Origin of the sequence: Cellvibrio sp. PSBB006, from assembly GCF_002162135.1 — a bacterium.
In the GTDB taxonomy this organism is placed as follows: domain Bacteria; phylum Pseudomonadota; class Gammaproteobacteria; order Pseudomonadales; family Cellvibrionaceae; genus Cellvibrio.
This window is the reverse complement of record NZ_CP021382.1, coordinates 1205717-1224018: the sequence shown is the minus strand read 5'-3', so window position 1 is coordinate 1224018 and position 18302 is coordinate 1205717. Positions and strand designations below refer to the sequence as shown.

The window sequence follows — 18302 nt, the reverse complement described above, 5'->3', positions numbered from 1 at the left end:
CAAGCGGGGAGTCTCACCAGTTCGGCTTGCCGACACTGTTCATGTATCAGCTATACAAGGTAATTGTCCGATGGATGGCATACTTTCGGGTTTTCCCTTTTCCCGTAAGAAGGATATCGCCGCACCCGACACCAAAAAAAATTCTGACATTGACAGGAGTGATTCAATGCGTCTTACCAAGAATGAACCTTCCCCCGCGTTTAGCAATGACCTCGATACGATTGAACCGATCCCCGCCTATAACGGCATCGGCTCGCCGGATACCGGAAGTCGTGTAACAGAATTGTCACGCGCTAAGGCAGCGCCGACGGCGGTGATCGGCCCGAAGATTATGTTCAAGGGCGAGTTGACCGGTGAGGAAGATTTGCTGATCCAGGGTAAAGTGGAAGGCAGCATTGACCTCAAAGGTAATCACCTGACGATTGGTAGTCAGGGTGTGATTAAAGCAAACGTTGCCGCCAGAACCATTACGGTTGAAGGCAGTGTTGAAGGCGATATCGTTGCGGCGGAGCACATCGCTATCAAGAGCGCCAGCCGTGTCAAAGGCAACCTCAAAGCGGAGCGTGTCACGCTGGAAGACGGTGCGAAATTCCGTGGTTCTATCGACATGGATATGGATGCCGATACCAAATCAGAAACCAAAAGCAGCTATGGTTCCTCTATATTGCCGAAAGATGACAAAGTCGACGATATCGGATAAATAAATTTGCTGTAATGCATTGCCGAGGCCGTGTTGGTTGTCCAGCACGGCTGTTTCGTTTATGGATTCTATAAAAGGTATTCGCTCACGGTGGCCGTACAGGGTTTTATCGACAACGCAGCACAGGACCAACCGGTGGAGGTCATCCACCGTTCACCGGGTATCACCGCCATCTATAACGAGCTCAAAAGCTCAACCCACAACAGCGTCCTTGATCTCGGCTCTGCGTCAGCCGCCAGCTTTCAGTTTTTTTCCCGCCTGAGTTGCCATATCCATTTTGAAAGCATTGATAATTTTTTTGCGGAATGTGGCGAGGCCTGGGTGTCCGGTGAAGCCTTGCGTGCCGGATTGGATGAATATCTCTCAGCCTTCAGCGACACCAAACAGTTTGACGTGATCCTCGCGTGGGATATTTTTAACTACCTTGATCGCGACACCTTGCAGTGGCTGATCGCACGCCTGAATCGCCACTGTCGCCCTAATACCTTACTACACAGCATTAAATATGTCGGCCGCAACCTGCCGGCGGTACCGCGTCATTTTCAAATACTCGATCAGTATCAAACGCGCATGCATTGCGCTGGCGTACTTTGCTCCCGGCCTTTTGCGGGGATGGATACCGCTACCGTGCTGAAAAGTATGCGCACCTACACCATGGAATATACCTACATGCAACAGGAAGGCATGGCGCAGGACATTACCGAGCAGGTACTGCGTTGTCAGCCGGATGGAAAAAATAACAATCGCCAGATTGCCTCCGCCGAACTGCACAGCATGCCCCATGCGACGCTGGCACATCGCTCCTACGGCCTTGAACTGGTGTGTGAACATTTACAAAAAACGCCCGCTGCGACAGTGTTGGATTTGGGTGGCAAAGCGACGCGCAACGGGGATTTTTTTCTGCGTTACGCGGAAAATTTCTATGTTGAAGACCTCCTGCCATCTTTGCATAAATCACCAACCGAAACGGAACCTTCGTTAATTCGCCAGCATGCACTGCGTTTTGATTCGGCCGTTAAATTTGATGTGATTCTGGCGTGGGATGTTTTTAACTTTTGTACCAGCGAACAATTGTCGGCAGTGTATGAAAAATTACGTTCGCATATGCATGAAAACACCTTGGTATTCGCTTTTTTTTATACGGGTGCGGAAGTGCCGGAGCGTTCACAAAAATGTTACGTGCAGGACGATAAGACCATTGCGTTATTACCGGCTTCAAAAAAGCCCGCCGCTGATAGTGAATTTACTGCGGTCAGTTTACTGAGGATTTTCCGCGATTTTTCCCTGGCCAACACCTGCATTATGAAACCGGGTATGCAGCGGGGTATTTATGAGTATCTTTTTCAGTCGCGTATCTCTGGCGTATAAAAATCATAAATGAGTTCTTACCCACCGAATATTTCCTCTCGCTATGAGCATCACACTGTTCATGGTAAATCGTACTTGACCTGTCATTGACTCCTTTCGACCCGAACAATACATTTCCTCTGGTTGAACGCGATTTGTTCAACAAAATATAACAAACACATCAATCATATACTAACCGGTGAGAGGGTTACATTATGTGTCATCTACGTCTGTCAGCTGCCGTTCTGGCACTGGCATCAGCTTCTTTTATGCCTGTTGTTTCTGCCGATGTGACGATTCAGGAAAATGCACCCGGCTTTTGCAGTTATGATGGTGTTATCAGTACCGCTAACAACGGTTACACCGGCGCGGGCTATGTCGATATTGATAATAGCGGTGGGATGGGTATTTCCTATGAAGTCAGCGTGCCCGCCAGCGGCAGTTATGCTGTCAGCTTTCGTTATGCCAATGTCGGTTCTACCAGCGCGGCACTGGTGGTCAACGGTTCGTCCGGCAGCTTGTCGTTCCCACGCACAACGTCTTTGTCTGCCTGGAACAGTGTTGGTAAAACGGTGAACCTGCATGCGGGTATTAATCAATTGCGTCTGCGTGCAACCGGCTCACAGGCTATTGCCAATATTGATGCGATGACAGTCCTTGGTAATGTATCCGCCGGTACCTGTGGTGGGGCTGCTTCACCAAGCAGTGTTGCTTCGTCGGTTGCGCCGCCGTCTTCCAGCAGTTCGGCAGGGCAGTCCAGTTCCAGTATGCCGGCGAGTTCCAGCCTGTCATCAAGTTCCGTGGTTTCCAGTTCGGTTCCGGCTTCATCCACATCATCGAGTAGTTCCAGCACACCACCGATAGGTGAAGTACCGGATTTTTCCATGATCGGTTTTGCAACTGTGCCGGCCTTGGGTGTGCCGACAACCACGGGTGGGGCAGCCGGGCAGGAAGTAACGGTAACGACATTTGAACAGTTGCAGCAATATGTCACCGCCAGCGAGCCTTATGTGATTCGCGTGCAGGGTATGATTCAGCCGCCGGACCAGTATGTGAAATTAAATGTGGCTTCCAACAAATCCATCATCGGTGTGGGTGACGACGCGCACTTGCGTTTGATCGGTTTTCGGGTGGGTGGTACCAGTGGTTGTTCCGATGTCTATAACCCGGCCAATGAATACGTTTCTAACGTGATCATTCGCAACCTGACATTCAGCGATGTATACGATACCGGTTCAAATCCGGATGCCGATGCGGTCACCATTGAATGTTTTTCACATCATGTGTGGGTGGATCACAACACATTTTTATACAGCGCGCCTAGTTCCAGTTTAATGAACCGCATTGATGGTGCCGTGGATGTTAAACGCGGTGCCGATTGGGTTACGGTGTCCTGGAATCATTTCTACCAGTACAACAAAACCATGCTGGTGGGGCATGTGGACAGCAACGCAATACAAGATGCCGGGCGATTGCATGTGACCTATCACCATAATTATTTTGAAAATACCCACCAGCGTCATCCGCGTGTGCGGTTTGGTAAAACGCATCTCTTTAATAATTATGTCTTTAACGATAGAAGCGGTCCCAATCGGCAGATTTCCTATATTGCCCTCGCGGGTCCGCAATCCGAGCTTTACCTGGAGGCTAATAATATTCAGGTGGATAGCGGTGAGTTGTATGTTATCAGTGAAGACAGCGATGCAAATGCGAAGGTGACCTTTACCAACGATAATCTGGTGCAGTTAACTAATCCGAACGCCGAATGGATTCTGGAAGTGAATAATGGTTTGGCTTTCGAACCATCGGAGTTTTATGAATATACGATTAACAGTGTCGACTTGCTGTCGACATTGGTGCCGCAACACGCGGGTGCCGGGAATTTGGCATTGTTTGAGTAAATGCAAACATCTCCTGCCCTCAAGGGGCAGGAGATTATTTGTCAGGCTTGGGCGGGCAGTGGTATTCCGCCTGAATCTGATCATTGTCCATGGAGTAGAGATGCACATCAAAGCCCCACAAGCGGTGCAGGTGACGCAGTACTTCGTTCACCGAATCCGCCAGGGGTTTGCGTTCATGCATGGTGTGATGCAGGGTTAATGAACGGTCGCCGCGCACATTGACATTGTAAATCTGGATGTTGGGCTCGCGATTGCCAAGATTATATTGCCCGGCCAGCATCTCCCGCAGTTTGCGAAAACCGGTTTCATTGTGGATAGCGGATACTTCGATGTTTTCATCATGATCATCATCAACGATGCTGAACAGTTTTAAATCGCGCATTACCTTGGGTGACAGGAATTGCAGGATAAAACTCTCGTCTTTAAAGTTACGCATGGCAAAGTGCAAGGTCTCGTTCCAATCTTTCCCGGCAATATCCGGAAACCAGTCGCGATCTTCAGCGGTTGGGTTTTCGCAGATGCGGCGAATATCCATCATCATACTGAAGCCGAGGGTGTAAGGATTAATGCCGCTAAAGTAGGGGTGATCATAGGGCAGTTGGGCAATAACACTGGTGTGGGATTGTAAAAACTCCAGCATAAAACCATCCGTCACCATGCCGCGTGCGTAGAGTTCATTCAGCAGCGTATAGTGCCAGAAGCAGGCCCAACCTTCGTTCATCACCTGGGTCTGACGCTGCGGATAAAAATACTGCGCAATTTTACGCACAATGCGAATAATTTCGCGCTGCCAGGATTCCAGCAGCGGTGAGTTTTTTTCCAGAAAATAAAGAATATTTTCCTGGGGCTCCGATGGAAAACGGCGTGCTGTTTTAGGGTCTTCTTCGGTTTGTTCTGCTTTTGGAATGGTTCGCCACAGGTCATTCACTTGCTTCTGCAAATACTCTTCCCGCTCAGCCTGACGTTGTTCTTCTTCCTGCGCAGAAATGGGGTAGGGACGCTTGTAACGATCCACGCCGTAGTTCATCAAGGCGTGGCAGGAGTCAATGATTTCCTCCACCTGATCAATGCCGTAGCGCTCTTCGCATTTGCTGATGTAATTTTTGGCAAACACCAGGTAGTCAATGATCGAATCAGCATCGGTCCAGGTTTTAAATAAATAATTACCTTTGAAGAACGAATTGTGACCATAACACGCATGGGCGATCACCAGGGCCTGCATGGCCATGGTGTTTTCTTCCATCAAATAAGCAATACAGGGATTGGAGTTGATGACGATCTCGTAAGCGAGCCCCATCTGCCCACGTTTATAGGAATGTTCGGTACTTAAAAATTGTTTGCCGTAGGACCAGTGGTGGTAGCCAATCGGCATACCCACAGCGGCGTAGGCATCCATCATTTGTTCGGAACTGATGACTTCAATCTGATTGGGATAAGTATCGAGCCGGAATTCTTTGGCTAATTGACCCAGCGCCCGGTCACAATCACGTATCAGATCAAAATTCCATTCCGAGGTAGTAAACAGCGGTTCAGTCATGCGACCCTCTTATGGAAGAGTTCACGGAATACCGGATAAATATCAGCGGCACTGACAATATGTTGCATGGCAAATTGATCCGGGCAGGCAGCCTCTACTTCTTCGTAGGTATGCCACAAGGATTGATGATTGCGCGGTGTAATTTCGATATAGGAATAATACTGGCAATTCGGCAATACACTGTTGATCATCAATTCTTTACAGTTGGCCGAATCATCCTCCCAGTTGTCGCCATCAGAGGCTTGGGCGCCGTAGATATTCCACTCCGAGGGTGAATAACGCGCTTCAATAATACTGTGCATCAGACGTAGCGAACTGGACACTACTGTGCCGCCGGTTTCGCGGGAGTGGAAGAATTCATCTTCATCCACTTCCTTGGCAATCGTATGGTGACGAATAAACACCACTTCGGTTTTTTCATAATTCCGCTGTAAAAATAAATACAGCAAGATGAAAAAACGCTTGGCGATATCTTTGGTCGCTTGATCCATGGAGCCGGACACGTCCATGATGCAGAACATAACCGCCTTCGAACGTGGAATCGGTTGTTTGATATGCAGGTTGTATTTCAAATCAAAGGTGTCGAGCCAGGGAGTTGCCGCGATGGCTTTGCGCAGCTTTGCTATTTCGTCCAGCAGTGCTTCGTAACCGGGGCCGCTGCGTTCACCGGGATGTAAGGCTTCCAGGGCGGCTTCCAGTTCTTCCAGTCGTTTGCGTTTTTTCCCGGTCAATGCAATGCGGCGCATATTCGCGGAACGCAACGAACGGACGATATTGATCTTGCCGGGACTACCTTCGTTGGCAATACCCGCGCGGACTTTTTTGAATTCTTCCACGCCGGTGAGCTGCCGTTTAATCAGGTTGGGTAATTCCAAACCGTCGAACATAAAATTCAAAAATTCTTCCTGGGAAATGGTGAATGAGAAATCATCTTCACCTTCGCCGGAATCACTGGCTTTGCTGCCGCCTTCACCGCCGCCGCCCTCGGGGCGTGGAATGCGATCTCCTTCGGAAAAATGTTTATTACCGGGCAGCACGCGCGTGTTGCGGCCACCATTACCGTGATAGATAACGGGCTCGCCAATGTCTTTGGTGGGGATGCTGATCTTGCCGCCGCGATCAATATCGGTAATGGATCGTTCGCCCACGGCGTCGGAAACGGCTTTGTGAATCTGGGCGCGGTAGCGCCGCAAAAAGCGTTGGCGATTTACGGCACTTTTGTTTTTGGTGTTCAAGCGACGATCAATAATATAGCTCATAGCTTACCTGTCAGCCTGTCGCAAAACGGTCGGACAGATGCGCGTGCATCTGCCGAGGTGTCGATAACGCGGGTAAATGTCTGTCGTATCCTCCCGTTGCGATTTCTCGCTATTGTGATTTCCTGACCCGCAAATACCATTCGGACAACAAGCGCACTTGCTTTTCGGTATAGCCGCGCTCGATCATCCGCTGTACAAAGTCCTGATGCTTTTTCTTGTCTTGGGCGGATGCCTTGGCGTTGAAAGAGATAACCGGAAGCAAGTCTTCCGTGTTGGAGAACATTTTCTTCTCTATGACCGTGCGCAGTTTTTCATAGCTGCGCCAATCCGGATTCCGTCCGGCATTGTTGGCTTTGGCCCGTAACACAAAGTTGACAATTTCGTTACGGAAATCTTTGGGATTGCTGATACCGGCCGGCTTTTCAATCTTCTCCAGCTCTTCGTTCAAGGCGGCGCGGTTAAGGATCTCGCCGGTTTCATGATCACGGTATTCCTGATCCTGAATCCAGAAGTCGGCATAAGTCACATAACGGTCAAAGATATTCTGGCCATACTCGGCATAGGATTCGAGATAGGCTGTCTGGATTTCCTTACCAATGAAGTCCACATATTTGGGTGCAATATACTCTTTGAGGACGTTGAGATATTTCTCCTGTACTTCTTTAGGAAATTGCTCCTGTTCAATCTGCTGTTCCAGCACATACATCAGATGCACGGGATTGGCCGCAATTTCGGTGGGATCGAAATTAAAGACGCGCGATAAAATTTTGAAAGCGAAACGGGTAGATAAACCGTTCATGCCCTCATCCACACCAGCGGAATCTTTATATTCCTGCAAAGACTTGGCTTTAGGGTCGGTGTCTTTCAGGTTCTCGCCGTCATAGACGCGCATCTTGGAGAAGATGTTGGAGTTTTCCGGCTCTTTCAGTCGCGATAGCACCGAGAACTGCGCCAGCATGCGCAAGGTGTCCGGTGCACAAGGTGCTCTGGATAGTGAACTGTTTTGGAGCAGTTTTTCGTAAATCTGCATCTCTTCGGTAACGCGAAGACAATAAGGCACCTTGACGATATAAACCCGGTCAATGAAGGCTTCGTTGTTTTTGTTGTTACGGAAATTTTGCCATTCAGATTCGTTGGAGTGCGCCAAAATAACGCCGTCAAAGGGGATGGCACCCAAGCCTTCGGTACTGTTGAAGTTACCTTCCTGCGTGGCAGTCAGCAACGGGTGGAGCACCTTGATCGGCGCCTTGAACATCTCCACAAATTCCATCAAGCCCTGGTTGGCGCGGCACAAACCGCCGGAGAAGCTGTAGGCATCCGGGTCGTTCTGGGGAAATTCTTCCAGCTTGCGAATATCCACTTTGCCCACCAGCGAGGAAATATCCTGGTTGTTTTCATCACCCGGTTCGGTCTTGGTAATGGCGATCTGGTTCAGGGTAGACGGGTAGAGTTTGACGACCCGGAACTGGGTAATATCGCCGTGAAACTCCTGCAAGCGCTTCGCTGCCCAAGGCGACATGATGGTTTTGATATAGCGGCGCGGAATACCGTAATCTTCTTCGAGGATGTGGCCATCCTCGTCCGGGCTGAACAAGCCCAGGGGTGATTCAAAAACCGGAGAGCCTTTGATGCAATAGATCGGCATCTTCTCCATCAGCGTCTTGAGCATTTCCGCCAAGGAAGATTTACCGCCGCCGACCGGGCCGAGCAAGTAGAGAATCTGTTTCTTTTCTTCCAGACCTTGCGCCGCGTGACGGAAGAAGGAGACGATTTGCTGGATACATTCCTCCATGCCGTAAAATTCACCGAAGGCCTTGTATCGCTTGATAATTTTGTTGGAAAAGATGCGGCTGAGGCGAGGGTCCTGCGCGGTATCCACCACCTCGGGATCGCCAATGGCCATCAACATACGCTCGGCGGCACTGGCATAAACACTGGGGTCAGTCTTACAAAGTTCGAGATATTCCTTGATCGATAATTCTTCTTGCTGGGTGCTGTCATAGCGCTCGCGGTAATGATTAAAAAGGCTCATAACATACCTCTGGTTAGCGATGGGGTTCGCAACTGCTCAGGGTAGATCCCTCCAGCGGACGGCAATCGCAGCTCTTGAGACAACAACTCAAAGCTCTGGTTTAAGCATAGTCCTAAAAATCCTGCCGGGTTATAAATATAAAAAAATTTGCCAGCCCAATGTCAACGTTTTTTCCTACGTGAAAAAGCGTCAATGTTTCTCCCTACATAAGTTGCTTTCAAAAATTGCGCCAATCTTGCGCGCGGGCATCGTGTTGTTTACCAGCCTGAAGGCAGCGCGGGTTGATGTCAAATTAGACCAGCCCGGTTTGTGATTGACGGCAGTTTTACTGATATGACCATTGATCCACAATATCGCAACGTTCATCCGCTGAGGTGGGTAGGGTTCAAGTAAAACAGTAAACCTGGTCGACATTTTCCGGCAAAATCCCGGAGCGGCCTGGCACGGCGTCGGAATTGCTATGATAGTATGCCGACGGCTCACCGGGAGCCAGTAACCAAAGCTGAGATTTTATTCAGCTGAAGCCTCAGCAACACGACAACAATTTATAAAATCCTCTTACTTTTCTGTGCCCTATGCCGTCATGAAAGGAAGTTTTTTCAGTCTTCACGATCTTATCCTGACCCTGACCATCGTCGAATGCTTGTGTATGGCAGTATTGGTCCGCGTATTGCCTGACAAACACGGGCAATCCAGAACGATCATCGGATGCTTTTTCCTTGTCGTTGCGCTGGTATTGGCATCGACCATGATTGTCTGGAATAACGCTTTCGCAGACCTCTCTGTCAATAAAACGCCAGTGATGATATTGATCTACGTCGCCTGCTTATTGTTGCAGGGTCCGTTACTTTATTTTTATATCAAGTCGTTGCGTAGCAAGGGACACCACTGGAACCGCAAGGATTTTTTGCACCTTCTTCCCGTGATAGGCGGCAGTATTATTGCCATTTTCTACGGCATCAATACAGCAGACTGGCGCGGCCTTACTACCCCCGATGAAGGCAAACAGCGCGCCGTTTCTTTTTTATGGGCATTGGTAAAATTCTCTCCCTTCGTTTACGTCATTGCCAGCGCGCGTTTACGTTATCGCATCCATCAACACCTGCGCCGTGGATTTTCCTCCATCTCCGAAGTCGAGTTGCGTCTGGGCGATATTATTCTGATTGGTTTTCTGGTGCATTGGGTCTGGACACTGGGTACTTATTTTGTGGCGGACTGGGTGCACTGGAGCGTGAGCAATGTGCTCGGCGTTATCAATAATTATCTGGTGATTATGTTAATTAATGGCTTGTTTATCAGCGGCTTGCTCAACGCCGAAAAATTATTGCACCCCGAACCTATCGTGGCCGAGAAACCGTCGCGTATCAAAAATCGGGAACACAAGATTGCCACCATTGAAAAAGCCATTCACGTAGATCGCATTTACCTTGAATCCAATTTAAATATTGACCGCTTTGCGGCACGGCTGGGGCTACGCGTGCGCGATGTATCGGCCATTATTAAAACTCATTACGGCACGAATTTTTTTGAATTTATCAATAGCTATCGTATTGAAGAGGTGAAGCGGTTGTTGTTGATGGAAGAACATAAGACGGACAATATTCTGGATATTATCTACCTCGCCGGCTTTAACAGCCTCTCAACCTTTCACCGCTTTTTCAAGCGCCTGGTAGGCGTTACACCGACAGAATATCGCCGCCAGGGCGGAATCATTCACAATGAACTGGAAGCTGCACCAAAAATTTAACCTCTCTATTTGGAACCCCCAATATTGAAATTCGCACAATGCGAGTTTGGCGTTAGGGCGTTTGGTTTCGAAACCCTCAAGTCAGGGACGACTTGAGGGAGCTACAGGGATGTATTCATGCGTTTTCGAAACCAAACGCCCTAACGACAAACGGATTTAGAACCACTATCCAACTTAATTACAGTTATACGACCCACCCAAACCATTCACCGCTTCATACATGGCCGTTAACAAAGAATTGGCGCTATTGGTATCCTGCGACAACTCCCAGGTCATGATACCGCCAGCCTGTGAGCGAGCCAGCTGCGCTTTTTGGCGGATTGTTGGAATGCCATTCCAATAATCCGAACCATTGCTGTCACGGCAGGCATTGGCTGAATTGGAACCAACCAGCGTGTTGTAAGCCGCCCAGCTGGGACGCGCGTAATAAGGAACGCCCAGCACAGCTTTTTCCTTTGGTAAACCACGGCTCAACCAATAATTCAATGAGCTGACGGCATAAGAATAGGGCGAGTGGGTTGAACCGTTGCCGCCGTCGTAAGCCATGAGGTTAAGGAAGTCGATGTAGTTAAAGACTTCGGCCTTCACACCGCCGCCGGTATAACCGGAAGCCACCACCGCTGCGGTGAGCAATTTCCCGCGTGCATGCAGGGCGTTGCTCAGTTGTCCCATCAGCAGTGCGTAATTATCGGCGGAGGCGCCCGGGTCCGGGTATTCCCAATCCATATCCACGCCGTCGAGGTTGTATTGTTCAACCAGGTTGATCAGGTTGTTTACAAAGGCGGTGCGCGTTGACGCATTGGCGGCCAGGGATTCAAATGCACTGTCATTGCCATCATTCCAACCACCGACGGCGATCAACACTTTTACGCCATTGGCGTGGCCTAGGGTGACAATGCTTTGCAGCTTCGATGGACTGGGTACGCCCTGCAAACTGCCGTTGGCATTGGGCAACACAAAGGAGTAATTAATGTGCGTCAGTTTGTCGTATTGGATTGCTGTCGCACTGCCGGACCAGGAGGGCATATAGCCCACGACCTTCATGTTGTCCGTGCTTCCCTGATTGCTGATGGTGTAAGACGCGAGCAGGTTATCAAAACCGACGTTGGCAAGATTTGCTGTATCGCCGGTAAGCGTCACGCTGCTACCGCCTTGATTGGCTTGTGAGCGCAGCACCGCAGAGTAGCCGTTGATCACACGCACCGAGGACACGCGATTGCCCCAACCGCTCGGGACATTTTGCGCTCCCGCACCGCGGCAGAAACTCGCGCCGCCGAAGTTGGTGTTCTCATAGAAACACACCGCACCGGCCTGCACCGTAACCTGATCAAATTGGGCATTACCTAGCGTACCGGCGGCGTGGCTGGTGTGCGCAAGCCCTACATAGGCATTGCTGTTCATGCTGACCGTGGTTGTGCCGACCTGCGTCCAGGTATTGCCATCGAAAGAGCTGAATCCGGTCAGTGTATTGCCGTTACGAGTGAGTTTGACCCAGTAAGGCGTAAACACACCGCCCTGGGAATTGCTGACACTGGTACCGTTCGCGGCGGTGCGTCGCTGGAAGATAGCCCCGTTGCTGCTGGTCATCGCCATCATCGCGTTTTTAGAACCGCCGGTTAAATTCTCGCGCAACATCACACCGGCCTTGGCCCATTCATGGGTGGCGCTGAGCGAGGTAACTTGCGCGATGATCGCGCCGTCGCCATTGAAGGGCTGATAAATAAAATGAAAATTATCCGTGTTATTCCAGATGTCATTGCCGTTCGCGGTGGTGTTGAATACACCGTTGCTAAAACTGGCCGAACCCGGCAAAGGCGAACCCACATCGCCATTGTTCCAGGGCGTGGGCAGGTTACTGTTAGACGAACCGTAAACGGCCATCTCCCAGATCGAATAACCCCAATCATTACCCACACTGCGCGTCGTGCCGTTCATACGCACATAACGGTAACTGCCTGAAACATTCACTGTGTCAGTACGATCCCCAAAACTCCCTCCCGTGCGCGTCGCCAGGGTGATCCAACTGCTGTTGTTATTCGAGCCCTGGATCGTGTAGTTCGCCGCGTTAGCCGCCTCCCAATCAATCACCACCTGCGACAGGTTATAAGCCTGCCCTAAATCAATTGTCAGAAACGCCGGGTCCACCGCATGAGTCGACTCCCAACGCGTCGCCGAATCACCATCCACCGCAAAAGACGCCGACTGAAACTGTGAACTGGCAAAGGTCGCCGCGCCATCCGACAACTTAATCGCAGTTTGTGCAGAAAGTGAAACTGAACACAACATGCCTGCTAAGCAGACTAAAAAAGCAAAAGGCGTCAATCGTACCTGGCCTCGCCAGAGATTCTGGCGTAAATATTTTATCAATGTCATTACAAGCTCCGAATGGTTTGACCGTTGTTATTAAAGGCATCGATTATTGAAAATCATGTCGCTGAACCAACGTGACACAACGACGTAAAGCGCAATAATCAATAAGTGCAGGAATCCCTGAACGCGTTGAAAATGTTTACGTTAACGCAAACTGTTTTTCAGAAGTGCTTTGAAACGACACAACTACGCGCCTGAACTTTCCCGTCCGTAGCATGGAAAAATCCCACGCAAAACTCCTGTCGTTTTGTGGAAAAGGTATTAATTGGGAAAGTTTTTTTAAGAAGATTTACCTGAACGCGCCATGTCAGATTTTCATTGTGACAGGCATCATATTTTTGCGGAGTAGCAGAATCTATTTTTAGCGGGATTGAATGTAAATCAGGTCATGTTGGCACATACGAGTTTGGCGTTAGGCCTTGTGTTTCGAAACCCTCAAGTCAGGGACGACTTGAGGGAGCTACAGGGATGTATGCATGCGTTTTCGAAACACAAGGCCTAATGACAAACGACCTACGAAGTACATCAGCACTTAAACAATAAATCGAGTAAAGCGCCATAGAAATTACTGCATCAACCGATCGCACATCTGCGCCTCATACAACGACTCCGGCACCAACCGCTGCCCACTACGAATATCCACATGCCCCGTCGCCCCAGGGAACGGATAATTAGTCGATAAACTCCCCATACCCGAAATCCCATAATTCTGCGCCGTCGGCGGCTTTTGAATAAAAAACGTAGCCTGACTATTCCACGCTGTCGAATGCGCCGCCGCCCAGCCATGCTGCGTACCCCAATCCCCACGATTGAACAACTTCAGATTAGAGCCAGTGCCAGTGATACTGTCGAACAACATACCGGTCGACCAATAACGATGGCCTTCACTGTCGTTAGTGCCGCTGGTCGTGCAGCGATGCCACACCACGCCCGACGCACTCATGGTGCCGTTGCTGATGAAGTTGTGACGGCCGTTTTCCGCATGGCAACCGGTAAATAAAATCAACTGACTGTAACCATCCACATCAAAATTATAAAAGCGGCTGCCAGTGCGAATGCCTACCGGATTTGTCGCGCTTGCGTCTTTGATCGTCACACGAATTGCACCGGCCGTTTTTACGCCCGCGTAACCGAAATAGCGGGTAGCGACATTGCTAACCCATGAATCTTCCGCGCCGATAACACCGATTGCACTCCATGCGTGGTTTTCATCTTCGCCACCAGCGGTTTCAATATCCACCCGCAGGTTTTCAATACCGGATTCGCGAATCAGGTTACGCCCGCTGACGGCGGCGACACGTGCTTGCGTTAGCGAACGATCCAGATGATTGTAAATCGGTGCATCAAGGGTAATTCGCGAACCGCTAATGCTGGTGATGCGGCGAATATACGGAATATCTTTGGTTCCGGCTGGCCAGGAACCGCTGGTGACGCCACCGCCACCGAGCGCATTGATCCAGGCTTGCGATGATGGATGGGTAATCACAACTTCCTGACCCACACTGAAAATCGCCGCGTTTTGCACATTGAACGATTGCGAGCCTACGGCCACAAAATTGTCGGTCACATTGGTGCTCGCACCGACATCCCAAGGCGAGGAATCATTGGTGCCGACGACCAGTGGCGTGCGTTGGTGCGGATTGTTACCGCGCGCATAAATAATCGTATCAACTGCCGTGTTAGTGCCGCGACCGGAACCGCGCAATACCACGCCACTTTTATTGATGCGCACAATGCCATACACCTCGTAGCGCCCCGGCAATAATTGCAGCGCGCCGCGATGACCATTCGCGTCCAGTGCGCGATTACCGATGGCATCAAGTGCTGCCTGAATACGCGCCGTGTTGTCACCGGATGCCGGGCCGAGCGTGGTGACCACCGGAATTGTGGGCAAGGGATCTTCACCATAGTGATAACCGGCGTAGCTGTAATCCGGGATACGGTTACCTTGCGCGTCGGACGCGTAAGTTAATTGACCGTTGCTGTACCACACGCGCGACGATTGCCAGCCATCGGTTTGAGGATAGCGAGCGCAAAACGCGGGCAGGGCATTAGTCGCGCGCGTGATGGCGTAAGACACCGTCAGGTCATTGAAGCTGACGCTGGCAAGATTCGCCGTGTCATTGTTGAGCGTTACACTGCTGCCGGTTTGATTTGCCTGCGAGCGCAGGGTTACCGAATAGCCGTTAATCACACGCACGGAAGAGATACGATTAGTCCAACCGCTCGGCACATTTTGCGCTTCTGCACTGCGACAAAAACTCGCGCCACCAAAGTTAGCATTTTCGTAAAAACACACCGGACCCGATTGCACCGTTACCTCGTCAAATTGTGCGGTGCCGGTCAGGTTGGCGTCATGGCTGGTGTGAGCTAAACCGGCAAACACATTATCAGCCATGCTGACATTGTCAGCACCGACCTGCACCCAGTCGCTGCCATTGCCTGAGCTGAAGCCAGTCAGTGTATTGCCATTGCGCGTGAGTTTAACCCAGTAAGGTGTAAACACACCGCCTTGGGAATTACTGGTGCTGGTAGCGTCTGCCAGTGTGCGGCGCTGGAAGAGAGAACCATTACTGCTGGTCATTGCCATCATCGCGTTTTTGGAACCACCGGTTAAATTCTCGCGAAACATCACACCGGCTTTGGCCCACGCATGCGTCGGGTCCAGCGAGGTGACTTGCGCGATGATCGCGCCGTCGCCATTAAAAGGCTGGTAAACAAAATGGAAATTATCGGCGGTATTCCAGATGTCATCGCCGCTGGCGCTGGTAATAAAACTGCTGCCGGAATAATTCACACTGCCGGGCAGCGGTGAACCGACATCTGTGTTGCTCCAGATACTGCCAGTCTGCAAATTAACATTACCGATTTGTGCAGTGCCGATCAGTGCCGCATCGTGACTGGTTTGCGCCAGGCCGACCAACACAGTGCTGGTCATAGCGACCGTATCACTGCCAAGCAAGGTCCAGTTGCTACCATCGGGAGAAATATAGCCCGTCAAAGTATTGCCGTTGCGTGCCAGACGCACCCAGTAAGGTGAAGTGATACTGGCTTGCTTGGTGCTCACGGTAATATCACCCGCTGCGTTGCGCCGCTGAAAAGTTGCGCCGTTAGCAACAGTGATCGCGGTATAGGCATTTTTTGCGCCGGCGGCAAGGCTTTCGCGAATCATCACCCCGGCTTTGGCCCAGGGATTAACCGGGCTCAACGCATTGATGCGCGCGGTGATAACACCATCACCATTTAAGGGTTGATAAACGAAGTGAAAATTATCAGCGGTGCTCCAGATATCATTACCGCTGGCGGTGGTATTGAATACGCCACTGTTGTAGCTGGCCGAGCCCGGCAAGGGTGAACCCACATCGCCATTATTCCAGGGTGCGGGCAGGTTACTGTTGGAGGAGCCGTAAACTTCCATCTCCCAAATCGAATAGCCCCAATCATTACCCACACTGCGCGCCGTGCCGTTCATGCGCACATAGCGATAACTGCCAGAGACGTTCACGGTGTCGGTACGCTCACCAAAGGTACCGTTAGTGAGCGTCGCCAGGGTTGTCCAATCACCGTTATTGTTGGAGCCCTCAATAGTGTAGTTAGCCGCGTTGGCCGCCTCCCAATCAATGACAATCTGCGACAAGTTGTAGGCCTGCCCCAAATCAATGGTCAGAAACGCCGGGTCCACCGCGTGGGTCGATTCCCAGCGTGTTGCCGGATCGCCATCCACTGCAAAAGATGCTGGCTGGAATTGTGAGCTGGCGAGGGTTGTTGCGCCGTCAGACAGTTTAATGGCTGTTTGTGCGAAGAGTGGAGCTGATACCAGAGATGTGACGAATAGCAGCTGTGCAATTAATGCGGCCAGTCGTACTTGGCCTCGCCGAGAGAATCGGCGCAATGTTGTTATGGTTTTCATTAAATACTCCGAATGGTTTGACCGTTGTTATAAGTAAAGCCGGAGCCTGCATACACGATAGCGCTTGAGTTACCAGACGCAGCGAATATCTATCGCAGACTGCGGCCTGATCATTCACGAGATGGTTCATGGCTTCCTACTAACTTGCTTGCCTAGACAAAAGTGGGAAGTTTCACCTTCGGTATTTTGTGGGAGTTGAGTGAGGCTCGGGATTTCGGCATCTTGATCACAGGCGGCTCTATGGATAAATGCTATGGTAATAGCGGCTGCCCCATCGCTTGCATCGAGGAAGAATAATAATGAAAGTGAGTTACCTGAATCTGCATGACCTGTTATGGGCGATTACCTGTGTCGAATGCCTCTTGCTGGTCGCTGTCCTGAAAGTCCTTCCGACACGACGTGCCCAGTCGCGCAATCTTTTGTCGCTATTTTTGATACAGGTGGCGGGTGTCCTGGGTACCAATATTTTTATCTGGAATCTGAACTTCCACGCAGCAGGTGTCAACGACTCAATCATCGCTCCGATGATCCTGGCTATTTGCATGTTGTTGCAGGGGCCAACCTTGTATTTCTATCTGCGATCATTAACCGAAGATGTGCAGCTCTTACAGATAAAACATGCCGTTCATTTGATTCCGGCCTTTTTTGTGTCCCTGGTGATTGTGGCTTTCGATATTGACAGCGAAGCCTGGCTGCCCTGGATTGAATTACCTTCTGCCAAAGCGGCGGCCGTCGGCTTTGTGTGGGCAGTGGTGAGATGTTTTCCTTTCTTGTATGTCCTGGCTTGTTTTGTGACGGAGTACCGGGTTCGCCGCAACATCAAGCAACGTTATTCGACGTTTTCACATCTGGATTTGAATTTGTCCTATCTGATTCTGGGCGGTTACTTTATCCATTGGTTCTGGTCGTTCGTCGGCTACTTTATCGGCGATTACATCAGTGGAAATGCAAACGACATGATGGGCATTATTGATAACTACTTGTCAGTATTATTGGTGAATGCGCTCTTTGTCTTCGGGTTGTTGAATTCCCGCCAGGTTATGGCATCGAGTACACCTGAGTCATCGTCCGAAGGCGAACGCCTGGCGGATATTGCTCAGCTCGGGCAAAAAATCCAGGCGGTGGAGCAGGGCATCGAGAAGCACAGGTTATATCTCGACAGCCACATCAACCTTGAACGTTTTGCCGAACAAATTGGTGTGCGTGCCCGCGAAGTATCGGAAATTCTGAATACCCATTATCAGCAGAATTTTTTCGAATTTATTAACTATTACCGCATAGAAGAGGCCAAGCGCTTATTGCGTAGACCTGAAGCGCAGGAATCTATTCTCGATATCGTTTTTCAATCCGGTTTCAACAGCCAGTCGGCATTTCATCGATTCTTCAAACGGCTGGAAGGTATGACGCCAACTGAATATCGCAAACGGGCCGCAGTGCAAAAACAAACGGCTAGACCCGCATGAGATTTCCAAAAACGGCTGCTCCATAAGGAGCAGCCA

The 18302-nt window shown here is 50.3% G+C and carries 10 protein-coding genes; 5 read left to right on the top strand and 5 right to left on the bottom strand.

Translation table 11 applies throughout. The features are described from left to right. Positions 1–166: 166 nt before the first annotated feature. The 3 genes from CBR65_RS05050 to CBR65_RS05040 all read left to right on the top strand — a co-directional run bounded on the left by CBR65_RS05050 (position 167) and on the right by CBR65_RS05040 (position 3948). Entirely contained in the window at positions 167–700 is a 534-nt protein-coding gene (locus CBR65_RS05050) for a polymer-forming cytoskeletal protein (protein WP_087468930.1), read from the top strand. A gap of 90 nt (positions 701–790) precedes the next feature. Beyond that, positions 791–2068, top strand: coding sequence for a hypothetical protein (locus CBR65_RS05045; RefSeq protein WP_087465843.1), 1278 nt, complete (start codon positions 791–793; stop codon positions 2066–2068). Between the two features lie 194 nt (positions 2069–2262). After that, positions 2263–3948: a carbohydrate-binding protein gene (locus CBR65_RS05040; protein WP_087465842.1), complete on the top strand. Its 1686-nt coding sequence runs from the start codon at positions 2263–2265 to the stop codon at positions 3946–3948. 34 nt (positions 3949–3982) lie between these two features. On the opposite strand, the gene CBR65_RS05035 is transcribed toward CBR65_RS05040, so the two are convergent. The 3 genes from CBR65_RS05035 to CBR65_RS05025 form a co-directional block, all read right to left on the bottom strand. Then, positions 3983–5485 (bottom strand): SpoVR family protein, encoded by a 1503-nt coding sequence (locus CBR65_RS05035; protein WP_087465841.1) that lies wholly within the window; start codon positions 5483–5485, stop codon positions 3983–3985. After that, on the bottom strand, positions 5482–6744 hold the full coding sequence (locus tag CBR65_RS05030; RefSeq protein WP_087465840.1) for a YeaH/YhbH family protein: 1263 nt from the start codon (positions 6742–6744) through the stop codon (positions 5482–5484). The genes CBR65_RS05035 and CBR65_RS05030 overlap by 4 nt, the downstream gene beginning before the upstream one ends. Positions 6745–6853: 109 nt before the next feature. Beyond that, positions 6854–8776, bottom strand: coding sequence for a PrkA family serine protein kinase (locus tag CBR65_RS05025; protein WP_087465839.1), 1923 nt, complete (start codon positions 8774–8776; stop codon positions 6854–6856). A gap of 583 nt (positions 8777–9359) precedes the next feature. Here CBR65_RS05025 and CBR65_RS05015 point away from each other — a divergent pair. Continuing rightward, positions 9360–10523: a helix-turn-helix domain-containing protein gene (locus tag CBR65_RS05015; protein ID WP_087465837.1), complete on the top strand. Its 1164-nt coding sequence runs from the start codon at positions 9360–9362 to the stop codon at positions 10521–10523. A gap of 174 nt (positions 10524–10697) precedes the next feature. On the opposite strand, the gene CBR65_RS22230 is transcribed toward CBR65_RS05015, so the two are convergent. Further along, the gene (locus CBR65_RS22230) at positions 10698–12896 is read right to left on the bottom strand and encodes a glycosyl hydrolase family 18 protein (RefSeq protein ID WP_198300877.1); all 2199 of its coding nucleotides are present in this window, start codon (positions 12894–12896) and stop codon (positions 10698–10700) included. Positions 12897–13458: 562 nt separating this feature from the next. Then, positions 13459–16803, bottom strand: coding sequence for a discoidin domain-containing protein (locus tag CBR65_RS05000; RefSeq protein WP_087465836.1), 3345 nt, complete (start codon positions 16801–16803; stop codon positions 13459–13461). 299 nt (positions 16804–17102) lie between these two features. Here CBR65_RS05000 and CBR65_RS04995 point away from each other — a divergent pair, with 299 nt between their 5' ends. After that, on the top strand, positions 17103–18266 hold the full coding sequence (locus tag CBR65_RS04995; protein ID WP_087465835.1) for an AraC family transcriptional regulator: 1164 nt from the start codon (positions 17103–17105) through the stop codon (positions 18264–18266). The last annotated feature ends 36 nt before the right edge of the window (positions 18267–18302 follow it).

What these genes read in the sequence shown, in the direction of transcription:
- CBR65_RS22230 (WP_198300877.1), bottom strand. Translation starts at nt 12,896, where the DNA reads ATGACATTGATAAAATATTTACGCCAGAATCTCTGGCGAGGCCAGGTA.
- CBR65_RS05035 (WP_087465841.1), bottom strand. Translation starts at nt 5,485, where the DNA reads ATGACTGAACCGCTGTTTACTACCTCGGAATGGAATTTTGATCTGATA.
- CBR65_RS05050 (WP_087468930.1), top strand. Translation starts at nt 167, where the DNA reads ATGCGTCTTACCAAGAATGAACCTTCCCCCGCGTTTAGCAATGACCTC.
- CBR65_RS05040 (WP_087465842.1), top strand. Translation starts at nt 2,263, where the DNA reads ATGTGTCATCTACGTCTGTCAGCTGCCGTTCTGGCACTGGCATCAGCT.
- CBR65_RS05025 (WP_087465839.1), bottom strand. Translation starts at nt 8,776, where the DNA reads ATGAGCCTTTTTAATCATTACCGCGAGCGCTATGACAGCACCCAGCAA.
- CBR65_RS05000 (WP_087465836.1), bottom strand. Translation starts at nt 16,803, where the DNA reads ATGAAAACCATAACAACATTGCGCCGATTCTCTCGGCGAGGCCAAGTA.
- CBR65_RS05015 (WP_087465837.1), top strand. Translation starts at nt 9,360, where the DNA reads ATGAAAGGAAGTTTTTTCAGTCTTCACGATCTTATCCTGACCCTGACC.
- CBR65_RS04995 (WP_087465835.1), top strand. Translation starts at nt 17,103, where the DNA reads ATGAAAGTGAGTTACCTGAATCTGCATGACCTGTTATGGGCGATTACC.
- CBR65_RS05030 (WP_087465840.1), bottom strand. Translation starts at nt 6,744, where the DNA reads ATGAGCTATATTATTGATCGTCGCTTGAACACCAAAAACAAAAGTGCC.